This is a genomic window from Brevundimonas intermedia (assembly GCF_004614235.1).
Lineage (GTDB): Bacteria > Pseudomonadota > Alphaproteobacteria > Caulobacterales > Caulobacteraceae > Brevundimonas > Brevundimonas intermedia_A.
On sequence record NZ_SPVH01000004.1, the window covers coordinates 49,211 to 65,556 of the forward strand.

Below are 16,346 nucleotides of genomic sequence, written 5' to 3' on the forward strand. Positions count from 1 at the left end.
ACAGGGTCTGTGAACGGTCGCCCTGCCGCCCCCACCCGACCTCGCTCCGCTCGGCCACCCTCCCCCGCTGGGGGAGGGAGATGCGCCGGCTCATATTCGCCAGCCATCGTACTTCGGCCGGCGCCGCCCAATCTTTTCAATACCTTGAAGACCCGCAGCGTCTTTCACCCATACGCGGTCCCGACCGGGGTTATGATCCATCCCCCGGTCTTTGACATCGCGATCCCGCCGACTTGGACTCGTTGGACGACTTGGACTGTTTTTTTCGCAGTCCAACTTCGAGTCCAACTCGCCTTCAAATTGCACAGCGCAATTCGAGTGCAACTTTTTCTTTCAACGATTACAGTTTCTTGACGAAGAATTGCACTTCGTTGCACTGCTTTTCGCCGAGTGCAATTTCGTCGCCTAGACCGACAGGCAGACCACCTGGGCCACGCGCAGATCGCGCCTCAGCTGGTTGGACACCCGGCCATAATCCTCGGTCGTCACGGCCTGGCCCCGCGCATCCTCGCCCGCCGTCTGTTCGCCCCGGATCGCCGGACCGAAGGTTTCGGGCGCCGTCGTATAGATCCGCCCCCGTCGCGGCGCCTCGGCGATGGTGACGCCTACGACCCGGCCTTCAGGGTCCAGCGCAGGCGCCCCCGACAGGCCCGACAGCGTGCCCTCCAGCCCATTGGTGCGCCCGACCTCGGCCCAGGCCAGGACCGGCTCGTCGCGCGCCCCGCGTCCGAACACCTTCAGCGTCTCGCGGCCCAAGAGGCGCGACGTGACCTCGCCCGGACGCCCTTGCGGGAAGCCGGGATGGAAGGCCCGCTGTCCCTTCCTCAACGGCGCTTCGGCCGCGACCGGCAAGGCGGGCGGCCCCCCGTCGGTGATCAGCAGGGCGATGTCCGCGCGGGGCGCCAGACGCACGTCGGCGGCGACGGCGCGGCCCTGGCCCACGACCAGCGCCGGCTTGCGACACCCCTCCACCACATGGCGCGCGGTGATCCAGCGGCCCCGGCCGGCGATGGAGAAGGCGGTCCCTGACGAGGGCTTGAATGGGGCATCGCCCGCATCGACGGTCACGGCGGCGTCGAAGGGAGTGATCGGTCCCAGCAGCGGCCCTTCGGCCTCGGACACGGGCGCCGAGGCGGGCGGCGCATCCGCATTCTCGCGCCGCCCCAGCGACACCGCCAGAAACACGGCCGCCACCGCTCCGTAGATGGCCCAGTCGGGCAGGCGGGGAAATTGCATGACCCCGGCCGATCAGCCGGTGAGCGCAGCGGACAGGATCACGGCCGTCGCCAGCTTGGCGCCCAGCAGCACCACCGCCGCCGAAATCTCGCCATGCCTGATCCGCTCGGGCAAGCCCGTCAGCAGCAGATCCACCACCCGGAAGGCCAGAAGTTGCAGCACCACCGTCGCCACGCCCCAGATGGCGATGTCGCGCACCGACGTCGAGACCGACAGGGACACCGCCAGCGGAATGGCCAGCCCCACCAGGATACCTGAAAAGGCGATGGCGGCGGCCGTATTGCCCTGACGGATCAGGGCCACCTCCTTCCACGGCGTCAGCAGGGCATAGACCGTCGCCCCCGCCGCAAGCAGCAGAAGGGTGACGATCAGGTGCATGACCATGACCGGGAAGCCCGAGGCGAAAGCCTGCACCTCGGCGCTGGAAAGGACGTTCGACAGAGACGGGTCCATACCCAGACGCCTTGCCCGATTGTCGCCCCAATCCGCAAGCGCGGCCGGGACACAGTGCGTGACATTATGTGTCGGAAGAACAGCAGTCTCCTCCCTATCGCGCAGCGATGGGGAGGTGGCTCGAAGCGAAGCGGAGACACGGAGGGGCTCTTCACCACATCACAGGGGCCTGTGGGACTTCAACAATCCCTCCACCACGCTACGCGCGGTCCCCCTCCCCACGATGCGGGGAGGATAAACGGATCAGGCCGCCTCAGCCCCCGCCGCCTGCTCCGCCTTCCTGAGCGTGCTGGCGCGGACCTTTTCGCTTTCGGACTTCAGCTGACCGCAGGCGGCCAGGATGTCGCGGCCGCGGGGGGTGCGGATAGGCGAGGCGTAGCCGGCCTTGTTCAGGATGGCGGCGAACCGCTCTATCGTCTTCCAGTCCGAGCATTCGTATTCGACGCCCGGCCAGGGGTTGAACGGGATCAGGTTGATCTTGGCCGGGATGCCTTCGATCAGCTTCAGCAGGGCCCGCGCCTCTTCCGGACTGTCGTTGACGCCCTTCAGCATCACATATTCGAACGTCACCCGGCGCGCATTGGACAGGCCCGGATAGGCCCGGATGCCGGCCATCAGCTGTTCCAGCGGATATTTCTTGTTCAGCGGCACCAGGACGTCGCGCAAGGCGTCGTTGGTGGCGTGCAGGCTGATGGCCAGCATGGCCGCCGTGCGCGTGCCCAGCGCGTCCAGTTGCGGCACGACGCCCGAGGTCGAGACGGTGATGCGGCGACGCGACAGGGCGATGCCCTCGTTGTCCGAGATGATGTCGATGGCGTCGGCGACATGGTCCAGATTGTAGAGCGGCTCGCCCATGCCCATGAAGACGATGTTGGACAGGCGACGGTCTTCTTTCGGAGACGGCCATTCGTCCAGGTCGTCGCGGGCCACCTGGACCTGGGCCACGATCTCGGCGGCGGTCAGGTTGCGGACCAGCTTCTGGGTGCCGGTGTGGCAGAAGGTGCAGTTCAGGGTGCAGCCGACCTGGCTGGACACGCAAAGCGCCCCGGCCCGGCCCACGTCGGGGATATAGACGGTCTCGATCTCGATGCCGGGCGCCGTGCGGATCAGCCATTTGCGGGTGCCGTCCTTCGACACCTGGCGTTCGACGATCTCGGGACGGGCCAGGGTGAAATGCTCGGCCAGTTTGGCCTGCATGTCCTTGGCGACGTTGCTCATGGCCGAAAACTCGGTCACGCCATAATGGTGGATCCAGCCCCACACCTGACTGGCGCGCATCTTGGCCTTTTCGGGCGGGCAGACGTCGGCGTCGATCAGGGCCTGTCGCAGGCCCGCGCGCGTCAGACCGCTGAGGTTGACGGGGGCCTTGACGGCGGCGGCGTTCGAGACGCGCGAAAGGTCGAGCGTGATGCTCAAGGCGGCGATCCTGCGTGAGGTTGACCCGACCTATATAGCACGGATCCCGGCGATTGCATGGCCGGGGCGGATTCGACGACTTTAGAGGCCGACGTCCCAGACGCCGGCGTCGCGCATCCGGGTCTCTCGCGCCTCTTCGGCCCGGCCGCCCATCTCGCCCGCCATGCCCCGGATCGCGGTCGAGACGGTGGTCTTGTGCACGCCCGGCACGACCGCGTGGGCGAAGGCGGCGCCCGCCAGACGCAGCAGCTTGAAGCCGAAGGCGGCCGAGGCGGCCATATGTTCGAAATAGGTCTCGCCCACTTCGCGCGGATGATCGCGGAACAGCCGGGCGAAGGGCGTGAAGCCTGAACGGGCCCGGTCGATCGTCGTCTGGCTCATGGCGCGGGCTCCCTGCTTCGGCGCCCTTATGGTCACGCCTGACGGCGCCGGACGCAACCCCTGTCGCGATCCGTTCATTCCGTCCGTCCATCGCCCATCAGGGCCATCGTCAGAAGCGAAAACTCGGGCTAGGGTCGTCGTTCGCTCAAGGGAATGCTCATGCCGATCCGCCTCAAGGCCGTCTCCTCCGTGACCGTCGCGCTGGTCCTGCTGGCCTCGGCGTCGCCGGTTCTGGCCCAGTCGGGCGCCGCCGGACTGCCCTATGACGCCCGCCGCGGCGTGTTCAGCTTCTCGTCGGGGCTGGAGGGTTCGCTTCCGGCGGTGGTGCAGGTGACGACCCTGGGCCAATCGCGCGGCCCCAGTTCGGACGCCGCCGATCCCAAACCCTACGCCTCCGGCTCCGGCGTCATCGTCGATGCGGCCGAGGGCCTGCTGATCACCAACAATCACGTGGTCGAGGGCGGGCGAAAGTTCACCGTGGACCTGACCGACGGCCGCCTGTTCGACGCGGTTCTGGTCGGAGCGGACAAGGCCACCGACATCGCCGTGCTGCGCATCGTGCCGGACGGACGGCCGCTGAACCTGAAACAGGTCCAGACGGTGGATTCCGACACATTGCGCACCGGCGACCTGGCCTTCGCGGTCGGCTATCCGTTGGGACTGGACCAGACCCTGACCATGGGCGTGATCTCGGGCCTGAACCGCTCGGGCCTGGGCGATGCGGTCGAGGACTATATCCAGACCGACGCGGCCGTGAACTCGGGCAACTCCGGCGGACCGCTGCTGGACAGCCGGGGCCGGCTGATCGGCATCAACACCTCGATCCTGTCGGGCGGCCTGGGCGGGGGCAACGACGGGATCGCCTTCGCCGTGCCGACGCGGATCATGCTGTATGTCGCCGACCAGCTGAAGAAGAACGGCGAGGTCAAGCGGGGCCAAACCGGGGCCATCTTTGGCTCGCTGAACGCAGAGCGGGCGCGCGAACTGCACCTGGGCATCGTGCGCGGGGCGGTCGTCGCCGATGTCGCGCCGGGATCGCCGGCCGAGCGCGCAGGCCTGCGCCACAACGACGTCATCACACGCATCGAGGGCCGTCCCGTCGCCAACGCCGGCTCGGTCAACGCCACCATCGGCATCGCCGCGCCCGGCTCCGACCTCAGCGTCGCCTATCTGCGCGGCGGCCGCGAGGCTGCGACGTCAATGTCGGTCGAAACGCCGGTGGATCAGCCTGTGGTCGTCGGCGCCCAGTCAGTGCTGGCCTATGGCGCGACCCTGCGCAATCAGGACGGCGGCGCCCAGGTCGTCGCCGTCACCGCCGGATCGCCCGCCGCCCAGGCCGAGCTGACGGCCGGAGACCTGATCACCGCCATCGGCGGCGCAGCCGTGGCCGACGCCCAGGCGGCTGCGACCGCCCTGCAGGGCGCGACGGGCTCGGTCGAGGCGACCGTGCTGCGGAATGGAGAGACCCTGAGCCTGACCCTGGCGCTTTAGGCGGGGTCCAGACAGCGAAACGCCCGCCTTGCCAGGGAGGGGGAGGGGAAAGGCAGGGCGGGCGCTCGCTTGGAGGAAGCATCGGCCGCCGGAGCCCTTCGTGGAAACATCCAGGGGGGCTGGGGGGGCTGTTCAGGATCCGGGACGCTTCCGAACTCCGACGAGCCGATGATCGACATTTCGTCGCCCAACCGGGCGGGCGAAGGACCGAAACGGGGCCATTTCGTGTCTGCGCCGTTTTCTGTGCGCCCACTGGCGTCGGGCCGCCGTGTCCTTAAGTTGAGGGGCATGAGCATCAACCCTCACGAGGCGGCGCCCACCGCCGGCCCCGTCTTCTTCGACCGCCGCGAACTGGACCCCATCCTGCGCGTCTATGGCCGCATGGTCGCCCAGGGCGAATGGCGCGACTACGCCATGGTCGGACACAAGGATTTCGCCGAGTTCGCCGTCTTCCGTCGCTCCGGCGACGCCCCCCTCTACCGCATCGAAAAACGCCCCGCCCTCCAGACCCGCCAGGGCCAATGGGCCGTTATCGGCGAAGGCGGCCAAATCCTGAAACGCGGTCGCGACCTGGCCCAGGTGCTTCGGATCTTCGACGGCCGCAAGTTCCAGGTGGTGGATTAGGTCATCGGCGAGCGGGCGGCGTCACTTCACGAATGCGCGCGCCTTGAACTTCCCACAGCTTGTCGCCGGCCATCGCATAGATCGGCAGCCGGTTGAGCAGGGACAGGAAGACGTGAACCTCCAGCGGCTGTGGTGCGACCAGAATGCTGGTGACCAGGCCGACGGTCTGGCCGCCCTGCTGGGCCTGACGCCTGTCCATGTCCAGGCAGCCGCCGGAAAGCTGCTCGCGCTTCTCCACGGTCTTGCCGTCGGCGCTGACGTGGAAGCGGTAGTGGCCGCCCATCGGCACCACATTGGCCTGGGTCGTCGACGCCAGCAGCCAGACCAGCCAACCCTCGCCCTCCGGGTCTTTCAGCATCACCGCATTGTATCGCGCCGCGCAGCGCAGGGGACCAATGGCCTGGGCCGCCGTGTTCCGCGCCGCAAACTGTGCCCGCTCGTCAGGTGAAAGCTCAGGATCGGCGGCGTCGACGACCGCGCCGGCCTTCAGCTGCGCATCCACGACCACGTCCTTGAACGCACGCGGCGCATCGGGTTCGCCGGCCAGGAAGCGCACGCGCTGTGTGTCGCCTTCGGACGTCACGATCCAGCCGATCAGCCCTTGCGGCGCCTGACCGTCAGACTGGGCCAGTAGGGCGTCCGTGGCCCGAGCGGCGGCGACGTCCTGACGCCATATCGCCTGGCCCAGCCGTCCCGTCTCGGCGATTGAAAAGGCCTGAACGGGGGCTGGCCGCTCCTGAGCAGCGACAGGTCCGCCCATGACACAGAGCGCGATGACTAAGGACAGAATTCGACGGTTCATGCAGCGCCCTAATCCGATACGACCAATCCAGCACAACCCTGACGTATCCACATCGTCGCCCAAAAAGAAAGGGCCCCGCAAGGGGCCCTTTCCGTATCCGTCTTGCGACAGACCTTAGTTCCGGTTGCCGCCCATGAAGGCCAGCAGGAATTGGAACAGGTTCACGAAGTTGATGAACAGGCTCAGCGCGCCGAAGCCCGTGGCCACGCCCATTGCGTTCTGGTCGCCGCCCAGGGCGTAGTAGGTCATCTTCAGACGCTGGGTGTCGTAGGCGATCAGGCCTGCGAAGATCAGCACGCCCAGACCCGAGATGATCAGGTAGAAGGTCCCCGACTGCAGGAACATGTTGACCACCGAGGCGATGATCAGGCCGATCACGCCGAAGATCAGGAAGGTGCCCATGCCGGTCAGGTCCTTCTTGGTGGTGTAACCCACCAGGCTGAGACCGCCGAAGGCCGCCGCCGTGACCAGGAAGGTCGAGGCCAGCGAGGCGCCGGTGTAGCGCAGGAACACGATGCCCAGGCCCGCGCCGATGGTGGCGACCACGGCCCAGTAGAGCAGGTTCACGCCCTTGGCGGACGGGTTCTTCATGAAGAACATCGAACCGAACAGCATCACCAGCGGCGAAAACTGCACGATCATGCCCAGCATGGTCAGGCCGATCCGGCCGTCTGGCGTCTGCACGAACAGCAGCTGCTGCACGGCGGGCACATTGCCGGTGACGTAGGCCAGGGCGGCGGCGACCACCAGGCCCAGGGCCAGCTTGTTGTAGACGCCCAGCATGAAGCTGCGCAGGGCGGCGTCGACCGACATGTCGGCCGTCTGCGGCAGAGGACGGGCGTAGCCGTTGTTGAAATCGCTCATGGCGACGAACTTTCTCCGATTGGCCGGAGAGGCTTCTCCGGTCACAGGGTTTGAATATCGTGAGCCGAGGCCCTCGCTGCAAGGAAAACCGGACTTGGAGCCCGTTGTTCCTGCCGCTACCTTCGGTCGCATGCTTCGTCTGTTCACCGCCCTAACCCTGCCGCCCGATGTCGGAGACACGCTAAAGCGGCGCCAATCCGGCCTGCCCGGCGCGCGCTGGCGGCCGCTGGACGCTCTGCACGTCACCCTGTCCTTCTATGGCGAGACCGACGAACGGCGCGCCGACGACCTGGCCTCGGAACTGGCGCGCGTGGCGGGCGGCCCGTTCGAGATCGCGCTGAAGGGCGTCGGTTGTTTCGGCGATGACCACCGCAGCCATACGCTTTGGGCCGGGGTCGAGACGCCCAACGAGAGGCTGTCGGTTCTGGCCGGACGCTGCAAGTCGGCGGGCGAGAGGGCGGGGATCAGGATGGAGGCGCGCACCTACAAGCCTCACGTCACCCTGGCCTATCTGAAGACCCAGACCAATCCCGATCGCATCGGAGCCTGGATGGCCGGGCACAATCTGCTGCACTCGCCGCCGATCCGCGTCGACCGCTTCGGCCTGTATTCCAGCGTCCTGACCGATGGCGGCAGCCATTATGAGCTGGAACGGGAGTATCTGTTGTGACTGCTGCCGCATACGCCGCGCCGCCCCATGTGACCCTGGGTCCGACGCTGGAGACCGAGCGATTGATCCTGCGTCCGCCGGCGGTCGAGGACTTTCCGCGCTGGGCCGAGTTCATGGCCGATCCCGAGACCACGCGCTTCATCGGCGGCGTCCAGCCCGCGCCCCAGGTCTGGCGCACGATCTGCACGATCGCCGGCATGTGGGCCCTGAGCGGCGAGGGCATGTTCTCCATCCTGGAGAAGTCGAGCGGCCTGTGGCTGGGACGTATCGGGCCGCTGCATCCCTATGGATGGCCCGGCCGCGAGGTGGGCTGGAGCCTGCACCGGGATGCGACCGGCAAGGGCTATGCGGTTGAGGCCGCCGCCGCGACGATGGACTATGCCTTCGATGTGCTGGGTTGGGACGACGTCATCCACTGTATCGACCCGGAAAACCTTGCCTCGGCGGCGGTGGCCACCCGGCTGGGATCGCGCAATCGCGGACCGGGCGTCCTGCCCGAACCGTTCCAGGACCACGCCGTCGATCTGTGGGGCCAGACGCGCGATGAATGGGCGATCAATCGGACGCGGCTGGCCCGATAAGGCAACCGATGGCGTCGATGCGTCGTATCCCCTCCAGATCGAACAAGGATACGCCCATGTTTCGCGCCAGCCTGATCGCCGCTTCGGCCGCCCTTGCCGTCCTGCCGGCGACGGCATTCGCCCAGGCGTCGAACGTCGACCTGAACCGCTTCGACGGCCGCTGGTTCGAGATCGAGCGCAATCACAACAACGTCCAGAAGGACTGCAGCCGCGCGCAAATCGACTTCACGCCGCGCGACGCCGCCGACCGCTACGCCATCGCCGTGACCTGCACCCGCCGCAACGACGGTCGGGTCGAGACCCTGCGCGCCAACGCCCGCGTCACCGACACCACGACCAACGCCAAGTTCCGGTTCAGCCTGACCGGCCTGCTCAGCTTCGGCGGTCTCGCAGGCCAGAACTACTGGGTCTACGATCACGCGCCGGACTACAGCTGGGCCATCATGGGCCTGCCGGATAAGTCGAACTGGTGGATCTGGCACCGCAATCAGAATGCGTCCCAGGCCGAGCGCGACCGCATCCTGACCCGCGTCCGCGCCCTGGGTTTCAACACCAGCCGCCTGGTGCATACCGGCCTGTAAAGGCGCCGCTTGCGATAGGAACGGAGCCGGAACATAAGCTGTCGGCATGTCCGCCGTCGCCCACCTCGAACTCGTCTTCAGCCGCCCCCAGACTACGCAATCGGTCACACGCGGCGCGGCGCGGCTGATGATGGACATGGGCTATGCGCCGCTGCTGGAGGTCTGCCTGCCCAACGGCCGCCGCGCCGACGTCATGGCCATCGGGCGCAAGGGCGACATCGTCATCTGCGAGGTCAAGTCGGGGGTCGACGACTACCGCGTCGACCGCAAATGGCATGAGTACGGGCCGTTCTGCGACGCCTTCTATTTCGCCGTGGCACCCGAGTTTCCGCAAGACATCCTGCCGGACGAGCCGGGCCTGATCGTCGCCGACGGCTTCGGCGGGGCGGTGGTGCGCGACGCGCCGTCGATGGCTCTGGCGCCCGCGCGCCGCAAGGCCCTGACCCTGGCCTTCGCCCGGTTGGGCGCGATGCGGACGATGCGCGACTAAAGGCGGCGGAAGACGGCGGCGGCGAAACCGTCGGCGATCAGCCGCGCCTCGACCTCGGCCAGGGGTTCGATGACCACCCCCTTGCCGCCCGTCGCATGGATGATCCGTTCGCCGTCCAGCACCAGGGCCGAATGGCCGGTCCAGTCTTGGTCGCCGTTCGGCGCCAACCAGACGACGATGTCGCCGCGCTCGATGTCCGCTGCCGAGATCGCCTGCCCGATCTGGGCCTGGGCGTCGGACCGGCGCGGACCCGGCAGGCCGCATGCCAGCAGGGCCTGCTGCACCAGACCGGAACAGTCGGTGGAGATCGAAGACCGCGCGCCCAGCTCGTGCGGGCGGCCCAGCAGCCGTTCGGCCACAGCGACCAGATCGGCTTCGAACTCCCCGATCGGCTGAAGGTCGGCCTGGTCCAGACCCGCAGCCGCTTCGACGACCAAAGAGTTCAGCGGCAGGGCGGCGTCGATGGCCGCGACGCGATAGGCGGCCAGGGGCGCGCCGCTCGACAGGCTGTCCAGCACCACCCAGCCGACCACGCCGTCCCGGCGCGCCCGGCCCCAGGCCCGGCCGTTGGCCCGGTCCAGAACATCGAAGATTTCGCCGTGAAGCAGCTGATCGACCCGCCCATCGGCGTCCGAAAAAATGTCCGCCACGGCCGCGCGGCAGTGCATGGCTTCGGTCGCCCGATAGGCGTCCGCACGCACCAGCCCTTCCAGCGCCTGTTCGGCGAGGTCGAGGCGAGCAAGGCGGTCGCCGGGCGGAAGAAGATCGAGAACGTCTGTCAACGTGAACTCGCGTGATTGAGCCCACAGCCTTATCCCCCGATGGCTTAGGGGCCGTTAACGGCCGACGCCTTTGCGAAAGAAAATCAACAAAACTGCGTTCTCAGATATTGGAAGCACGCCCTCAACGCCTGGGCTTCGCCGCCTTCGGGATAGCCGGGTCGGGCGCGGGGGTTCCAGGCGAAGATGTCCATGTGCGCCCAGGCGCCGGTGGTCGGGGCGAACTTCTGCAGGAACAGAGCGGCGGTGACCGAGCCCGCCTGCGCCCAGGCGGACGGATCGTTCTTCAGATCGGCGATCTCGGTGTCGAGCGCGCTGCGATAGCCGGCCCACAGCGGCATCCGCCACAGGGGATCGCGCACCTGCCCCGCCGCGGCCAGCAGGCCGGCGGCCAGAGTTTCGTCGTCGGTGTAGAGCGGCGGCAGTTCCGGTCCTAGCGCCACCCGCGCCGCCCCGGTCAGGGTGGCGAAGTCCAGCGTCAGATCGGGCTCGTGCTCGCCCGCCCGCGTCAGGGCGTCGGCCAGGATCAGCCGCCCTTCGGCGTCCGTATTGCCGATCTCGATGGTCAGACCTTTTCGGCTATTCAACACGTCGCCCGGCCGGAAGGCGTCGGCGGACACGGCGTTCTCCACCGCCGCCACGATGACCACCAGACGCACTGGCAGGTCCGCCTGCATGACCAGCCGTCCCAGGGCCAGGGCGTGGGCCGAGCCGCCCATGTCCTTCTTCATGTTGCGCATGCCGGCGGCGGGTTTCAGGTCCAGCCCGCCGGTGTCGAACACCACCCCCTTGCCGACCAGGGCCACCAGCGGCAGGTCGGTCCGGTCCAGCTTCCAACCGATCTCGATGAGGCGCGGCGCCCGGTGCGGCGCGGCCGCCCGGCCCACGGCGTGGACGGCCGGATAGTTTTCTTCCAGCAGGGCGTCACCGGTCGTGACCGTGATGGTCGCCCCGGCGCTCTCGGCGATCTCGCGGGCGATGGTCTCGATCTGCAGCGGCCCCATGTCGGCGGCGGGGGTGTCGACCATCTCGCGGGCAAGGGCGCAGGCGGCGGCGATACGCGAGACCTCGGCGACATCCACCCCGTCCGGTGGGACCAGCCGCACGGCCGCCTTGTCCGGCCGGGCCTTGTAGCGGTCGAACACATAGGCCCCCAGCAGGAAGGCCAGGGTCGCCAGTTCCGCGTCCTGCGCTGCCAACTCAAGCCGATACAGGCCGCCCGGCAACCGCGCCGACAGGCCACGCACGCTCATCGGATCGAAGATCGCCCCCGATCCACCCAGGACCTGGGCGATCTCGCCGCCCGCGCCCGGCACGACCAAAAGCTGACCCGCCTTGCCCTCGAACCCGTGCAACTCGCCCCAGCGGCGGGACGCACCGTCCAGCGCGCCGCCCGCCTGAACGAAGCGGATCGGGATCGCGCCGTCGCCGTCTTGGGCGGAAACCAGCAGAGGATGCGAGATGGACATGCGGCCCTCGAAACGAAGTTAACCATCAGTTGACGCGAACAGGCGATTCTAAGGGCAAGACCCAAGGACCGCCTGGACCCGCCCCATGTCGCGCATGCCCGCTCTTCTCGCAACCGTCGCCCTGATCGCCCTGTCCGGCGGACCGGCCCTGGCGGCCGACCCGACGCCGGCCTCATCGGCCCAGACCCGTGCGCCATCCTCGGCGCAGGTCCGCGCCACCTATGACCGGATGGACGCCCTGTCGCGCTCGGTCTTCTGGGCCTCGGAGCAGGAAGCCAATCCGACCGATGCGGTCGCGGGGGTGAAGCTAGCGCAGGCGCTGCGCGAACTTGGCCGCTACGACCAGGCCGCCGAGGCCGCCCAGGCGACCCTGACCGTCCAGCCGAACAATCTGGACGCCCTGCTGGAGCTGGGCCGCGCCCATATCGCGCGGGGCCAGGCCTTCTATGGCGTCGCGCCCCTGGAACAGGCCCGCGATCAGGCGCCGCGCGACTGGCGCGCCTATTCCCTGTTGGGCGTGGCCTATGAGCAGGTGCGCCGCACCGACGACGCCCGCGCCGCCTGGAACCAGGCCCTGGCCCTCTCGCCCGACAACCCGGATGTCCTGACCAACGCCGCCACGGCCGCCCTGACCCAGGGCGATGCGCCGGGCGCCGAGACCCTGCTGCGCCGCGCCGTGGCCCAGCCGACCGCCTCGGCCAAGGTGCGCCAGAACCTGGCCATGGTGCTGGGCCTGCAGGGCAAGATGGGCGAAGCCGAACAGATCCTGCGCCGCGAACTGCCTCCGGAGCAGGCCGAGCAGAACCTGCGCTGGCTGCGTGCGCGCGGCACGGCCGGCGCCGCGCCGTCCAGCGGCGGCGCGGCTGCGGACACGCCGACGACCGACACGGCCCGCACCTGGAATTCGCTGCAAGGCGGCTGATCCGCCCGTTGCGGTTGGGCCGCGCGCGTGGTGGATGAGGCCATGACCTCCCTCCCCACGCCCCGCGCCTACCAGGCCTTCCTGTTCGATATGGACGGCACCCTGATCACATCGACCCTCGCCGCCGAGCGGGTCTGGACCCGCTGGGCCGAGCGTCACGGGCTGGACGTGGCGGCCCTGCTGTCGGTCATGCACGGGGTGCGCGCTGTCGACACCATCCGCAACCAGAACCTGCCCGACATAGACCTGGCCGCCGAGGTGGCCTGGGTCGAGCGCGGCGAGATCGAGGATGTGGACGGCGTCGCCCCCATCCCCGGCGCCATCGACTTCGTCAAACGCCTGCCGCCCGACCGCTGGGCCGTGGTCACCTCCGCGTCCGTCCCCCTTGCCCGTGCCCGCCTGAAAGCCGCCGGGGTGACCCCGCCCGCCGTCATGATCACCGCCGAGGACGTCGAACGCGGCAAGCCAGACCCCGCCGGCTATCTGAAGGCCGCGGCGACCCTGGGCTTCGACATCGCCGACTGTTTGGTGTTCGAGGACGCGGAGGCCGGCATCAAGGCGGGCGAAGCGGCCGGGGCCGACGTCGTGGTCGTCACCGCCGCCTGGACCCATCCGCTTCAGACGGATCACCCTGCACTGGCGGACTATGCGGACGTGGAGCTTGAGGTCGGAACCGACGGGACGCTGGCGTTTAAGGTCTGACACATCATTTCCCTCCCCGTTCCGGGGAGGGAGAGGTTTCCCGCGACTTCCCCAAAGCCCTTACGCATCCTATCTTCGCCGCATGATCGACGACCTCTACAGCGCGCGCATCCTAACGCTGGCGGCCAACCTGCCGCATGCGGGACGGTTGCCGGCGCCACAAGGCACCGGCGAGCGGGTGGCGAAATTGTGCGGGTCGCGGGCGACGGTGGATGTGACGCTGGACGAGCAGGGCCGCGTCGCCGAGTTTGCTCAGGACGTGAAAGCCTGCGCCCTGGGTCAGGCCGCCGCCGGGGTGCTGGGCCAGTCTGTGATCGGCGCGTCGGTCGAAGAGATCGCCGAAGCCCGCGACGCCATGTTCGCCATGCTGAAATCCGGCGGCGAAGGCCCGACCGGCCGGTTCCAGGACCTGCGCCTGTTGAGACAGGTCGCCGACTACCCGGCCCGCCACGACTCGACCCTTGTCTCAATCGAGGCGACGCTGGAGGCGGTCAAAAACGCCCTGACCGCCCGAACGCGTCTCGCCGGCGCGGCCTGACGGGCACGACCGGTTGATCCCCCTGCGATGACGGGGGATAAGCGCGGCGAACTCATCCAGCCCCCGGCCCCATCAACCCCGGCAAAGGGACGTGATGTCTCTCTATGAACGCGGCGTCCGCGCGGCCCATCGGGGCTACAAGCTGACGCTGTCTCCCCTGATCGGCCAGCAATGCCGATTCCTGCCGACCTGTTCGGACTACGGGCGCGACGCCCTGATCCAGCATGGTCCGGTCAAGGGGGGGTGGCTCACCGTGCGCAGGCTCTGTAAATGCCATCCCTTCGGAGGATCGGGCTACGACCCGGTCCCGCCTGCAAAGACTGACACATGATCGACCTGAAATTCCCCGACGGCGCGGTTCGCCAATATGCCGAAGGCTCCACGGCGCGCGACGTGGCGACCTCGATCTCGCCGTCCCTGGCCAAGAAGGCCGTGCTGGCCGAGTTGAACGGCGAGCAGCGCGACATGGGTCGGGTGCTGGAGACGGGCGGCGACTTCCGCCTGATCATGCGCGACGACCCCGCCGCGCTGTACACCATCCGTCACGACACGGCCCACGTGCTGGCCGAGGCGGTGCAGACCCTGTTCCCCGGCACCCAGGTCACGATCGGACCGGCCATCGAGGACGGCTTCTATTACGACTTTTTCCGCGAAGAACCCTTTTCGACCGACGACTTCGCCGCCATCGAAAAGGAGATGGGCCGGATCGTCGACCGCGACGCGAAGTTCGAGCGCGAGGTCTGGGAACGGGACGACGCCATCAAATTCTTCGAGGCGCGGGGCGAGAAGTTCAAGGCCGAGCTGATCCGCGACCTGCCGGGCACCGAGACCATCACCCTCTATAAGCAGGGCGACTGGATCGACCTGTGCCGGGGTCCGCACTTCCCCTCGACCCGCCACGTCGGCAAGGCGTTCAAACTGACCAAGCTGGCCGGCGCCTACTGGCGCGGGGATTCGAAACGCGAACAGCTGCAGCGCATCTACGGCACCGCCTGGGCGACCAAGGAAGATCTGGACGCCCACCTGCTGCGTCTGGAAGAGGCCGAGAAGCGCGACCATCGCAAGGTCGGCAAGGCGATGGAGCTCTTCCACATGCAGGAAGAGGGCCGGGGCATGGTCTTCTGGCACCCCAAGGGCTGGGTCTTGTGGCGCGTGCTGGAGGCCTATATGCGCCGCCGCCTGGACGCCGCCGGCTATGTCGAGGTCAAGACGCCGCAGGTTCTGGACCGCAAGTTCTGGGAACAGAGCGGCCACTGGGACAAGTACCGGCCCAACATGTTCGTCTGCGAGACGGTCGAGGGCGAGGAACTGAGCCTGAAGCCGATGAACTGCCCCGGCCACGTGCAGATCTTCGACCAGGGCCAGAGGTCCTATCGCGAACTGCCGCTGCGGATGGCCGAGTTCGGGGCCTGCCACCGCTATGAGCCGTCGGGTTCGCTGCACGGCCTGATGCGGGTGCGCGGCTTCACCCAGGACGATGCTCACATCTTCTGCCGCGAGGACCAGATCGTCGAGGAGACGGCCGAGTTCATCAAACTGGCCCGTAGCGTCCACGCCGACCTGGGCATGGAGACCGCCTACATCAGCCTGGGCACCCGCCCCGAGAACCGCGCGGGCTCCGACGAATTCTGGGACAAGGCCGAGGCCCTGATGGCCGAAGCCGCCCGCGCCGCCGGGACCGAACCCGTCGTGACCGAGGGCGACGGCGCCTTCTACGCGCCCAAGCTGGACTTCATCGTCAAGGACGCCATCGGCCGCGAATGGACCTGCGGCACGATCCAGCTGGACTATGTTCTGCCGGAACGTCTGGATGCGACCTATATCGCCGAGGATGGCCAGAAGCACCGGCCGGTCATGCTGCACCGGGCGATCCTGGGCAGCTTCGAACGCTTCATCGGCATCATGATCGAGAACTACGCCGGCGCCTTCCCTCTGTGGCTGGCCCCGACCCAGGCCGTGGTGGCCACCATCACCTCGGACGCCGACGACTACGCCCGCGACGTCATGGCTCGGTTCAAGGCCGCCGGCCTGCGCACCGAGATCGACCTGCGCAACGAGAAGGTCGGCTACAAGGTGCGCGAACACTCGGTCGGCAAGGTGCCGGTCATCGCCGTGGTCGGCCGCCAGGAAGCCGAACAGGGCTTGGTCGCCATCCGCCGCCTGGGCTCTCAGGCCCAGACGGCGGTCACGGTCGAGGAGGCCATCCGCCTCCTGACTGACGAGGCAACCCCGCCGGATCTGAAGCCAGAAAAAACCACAGATTGATTTAAAGACTCACCCCAGGATGTCGTTTAGCATAAGACGTCTGGCTTCAGCGCGCCTCCGTGTCTGTCCCGGCAAGGGTCGA

Annotated in this window: 19 protein-coding genes; 11 read left to right on the top strand and 8 right to left on the bottom strand. The window is 67.9% G+C overall.

All coding sequences use genetic code 11. The features are described 5' to 3' along the window. Positions 1–405 precede the first annotated feature (405 nt). The 4 genes from EGY25_RS06175 to EGY25_RS06190 form a co-directional block, all read right to left on the bottom strand. Positions 406–1,236 (bottom strand): S1 family peptidase, encoded by an 831-nt coding sequence (locus EGY25_RS06175; RefSeq protein ID WP_135194160.1) that lies wholly within the window; start codon positions 1,234–1,236, stop codon positions 406–408. A 12-nt stretch (positions 1,237–1,248) separates the two neighbouring features. Then, positions 1,249–1,689 (bottom strand): DUF350 domain-containing protein, encoded by a 441-nt coding sequence (locus EGY25_RS06180; RefSeq protein WP_135194161.1) that lies wholly within the window; start codon positions 1,687–1,689, stop codon positions 1,249–1,251. 243 nt (positions 1,690–1,932) lie between these two features. Continuing rightward, the gene (gene rlmN, locus EGY25_RS06185) at positions 1,933–3,105 is read right to left on the bottom strand and encodes a 23S rRNA (adenine(2503)-C(2))-methyltransferase RlmN (RefSeq protein WP_135194162.1); all 1,173 of its coding nucleotides are present in this window, start codon (positions 3,103–3,105) and stop codon (positions 1,933–1,935) included. Between the two features lie 81 nt (positions 3,106–3,186). Next, a complete protein-coding gene (locus EGY25_RS06190) occupies positions 3,187–3,486 on the bottom strand; it encodes a DUF6356 family protein (protein WP_135194163.1) in 300 nt (99 codons plus the stop codon). Between the two features lie 159 nt (positions 3,487–3,645). On the opposite strand from EGY25_RS06190, the gene EGY25_RS06195 reads away from it, so the two are divergent. Together EGY25_RS06195 and EGY25_RS06200 are read left to right on the top strand one after the other, a co-directional pair. Further along, positions 3,646–4,977: a trypsin-like peptidase domain-containing protein gene (locus EGY25_RS06195; protein ID WP_209308003.1), complete on the top strand. Its 1,332-nt coding sequence runs from the start codon at positions 3,646–3,648 to the stop codon at positions 4,975–4,977. Positions 4,978–5,265: 288 nt separating this feature from the next. Beyond that, positions 5,266–5,601, top strand: a complete 336-nt coding sequence (locus EGY25_RS06200) for a DUF2794 domain-containing protein (RefSeq protein WP_135194165.1) — start codon at positions 5,266–5,268, stop codon at positions 5,599–5,601. 1 nt (position 5,602) lies between these two features. Here the strand turns inward: EGY25_RS06200 and EGY25_RS06205 are convergent, their stop codons facing one another. Both EGY25_RS06205 and EGY25_RS06210 read right to left on the bottom strand, forming a co-directional pair. After that, on the bottom strand, positions 5,603–6,403 hold the full coding sequence (locus EGY25_RS06205) for a hypothetical protein (RefSeq protein ID WP_135194166.1): 801 nt from the start codon (positions 6,401–6,403) through the stop codon (positions 5,603–5,605). Positions 6,404–6,517: 114 nt separating this feature from the next. Then, positions 6,518–7,267 (bottom strand): Bax inhibitor-1/YccA family protein, encoded by a 750-nt coding sequence (locus EGY25_RS06210; RefSeq protein WP_135194167.1) that lies wholly within the window; start codon positions 7,265–7,267, stop codon positions 6,518–6,520. 130 nt (positions 7,268–7,397) lie between these two features. Here EGY25_RS06210 and thpR point away from each other — a divergent pair, with 130 nt between their 5' ends. Genes thpR through mmcB form a run of 4 tightly spaced genes read left to right on the top strand, consistent with a single transcriptional unit; the run spans position 7,398 to position 9,589 of the window. After that, positions 7,398–7,937 carry an RNA 2',3'-cyclic phosphodiesterase gene (gene thpR, locus EGY25_RS06215; RefSeq protein WP_135194197.1) on the top strand — a complete coding sequence of 180 codons (540 nt, stop codon included), beginning with the start codon at positions 7,398–7,400 and terminating at the stop codon, positions 7,935–7,937. Next, a complete protein-coding gene (locus EGY25_RS06220) occupies positions 7,934–8,518 on the top strand; it encodes a GNAT family N-acetyltransferase (protein WP_135194168.1) in 585 nt (194 codons plus the stop codon). The genes thpR and EGY25_RS06220 overlap by 4 nt, the downstream gene beginning before the upstream one ends. 56 nt (positions 8,519–8,574) lie before the next feature. Then, a complete protein-coding gene (locus tag EGY25_RS06225; RefSeq protein WP_135194169.1) occupies positions 8,575–9,099 on the top strand; it encodes a lipocalin family protein in 525 nt (174 codons plus the stop codon). 46 nt (positions 9,100–9,145) lie between these two features. Next, entirely contained in the window at positions 9,146–9,589 is a 444-nt protein-coding gene (gene mmcB, locus EGY25_RS06230) for a DNA repair putative endonuclease MmcB (RefSeq protein WP_135194170.1), read from the top strand. On the opposite strand, the gene EGY25_RS06235 is transcribed toward mmcB, so the two are convergent. Next, a complete protein-coding gene (locus EGY25_RS06235; protein ID WP_135194171.1) occupies positions 9,586–10,371 on the bottom strand; it encodes a C40 family peptidase in 786 nt (261 codons plus the stop codon). The two genes, mmcB and EGY25_RS06235, sit on opposite strands and share 4 nt — an antisense overlap. An 83-nt stretch (positions 10,372–10,454) precedes the next feature. Continuing rightward, positions 10,455–11,837 (bottom strand): leucyl aminopeptidase family protein, encoded by a 1,383-nt coding sequence (locus EGY25_RS06240; RefSeq protein WP_135194172.1) that lies wholly within the window; start codon positions 11,835–11,837, stop codon positions 10,455–10,457. A gap of 85 nt (positions 11,838–11,922) precedes the next feature. Here EGY25_RS06240 and EGY25_RS06245 point away from each other — a divergent pair, with 85 nt between their 5' ends. The 5 genes from EGY25_RS06245 to thrS all read left to right on the top strand — a co-directional run bounded on the left by EGY25_RS06245 (position 11,923) and on the right by thrS (position 16,264). Then, positions 11,923–12,759 carry a tetratricopeptide repeat protein gene (locus EGY25_RS06245; protein ID WP_135194173.1) on the top strand — a complete coding sequence of 279 codons (837 nt, stop codon included), beginning with the start codon at positions 11,923–11,925 and terminating at the stop codon, positions 12,757–12,759. Positions 12,760–12,801: 42 nt separating this feature from the next. Further along, positions 12,802–13,461, top strand: a complete 660-nt coding sequence (locus tag EGY25_RS06250) for an HAD-IA family hydrolase (protein WP_135194174.1) — start codon at positions 12,802–12,804, stop codon at positions 13,459–13,461. A gap of 82 nt (positions 13,462–13,543) precedes the next feature. Next, positions 13,544–13,999, top strand: a complete 456-nt coding sequence (locus EGY25_RS06255; RefSeq protein WP_135194175.1) for an iron-sulfur cluster assembly scaffold protein — start codon at positions 13,544–13,546, stop codon at positions 13,997–13,999. Positions 14,000–14,093: 94 nt separating this feature from the next. Beyond that, positions 14,094–14,330: a membrane protein insertion efficiency factor YidD gene (gene yidD, locus EGY25_RS06260; protein WP_135194176.1), complete on the top strand. Its 237-nt coding sequence runs from the start codon at positions 14,094–14,096 to the stop codon at positions 14,328–14,330. Further along, positions 14,327–16,264 carry a threonine--tRNA ligase gene (gene thrS, locus EGY25_RS06265; RefSeq protein WP_135194177.1) on the top strand — a complete coding sequence of 646 codons (1,938 nt, stop codon included), beginning with the start codon at positions 14,327–14,329 and terminating at the stop codon, positions 16,262–16,264. Before yidD ends, thrS begins: the two co-directional genes overlap by 4 nt. Positions 16,265–16,346: the final 82 nt, after the last annotated feature.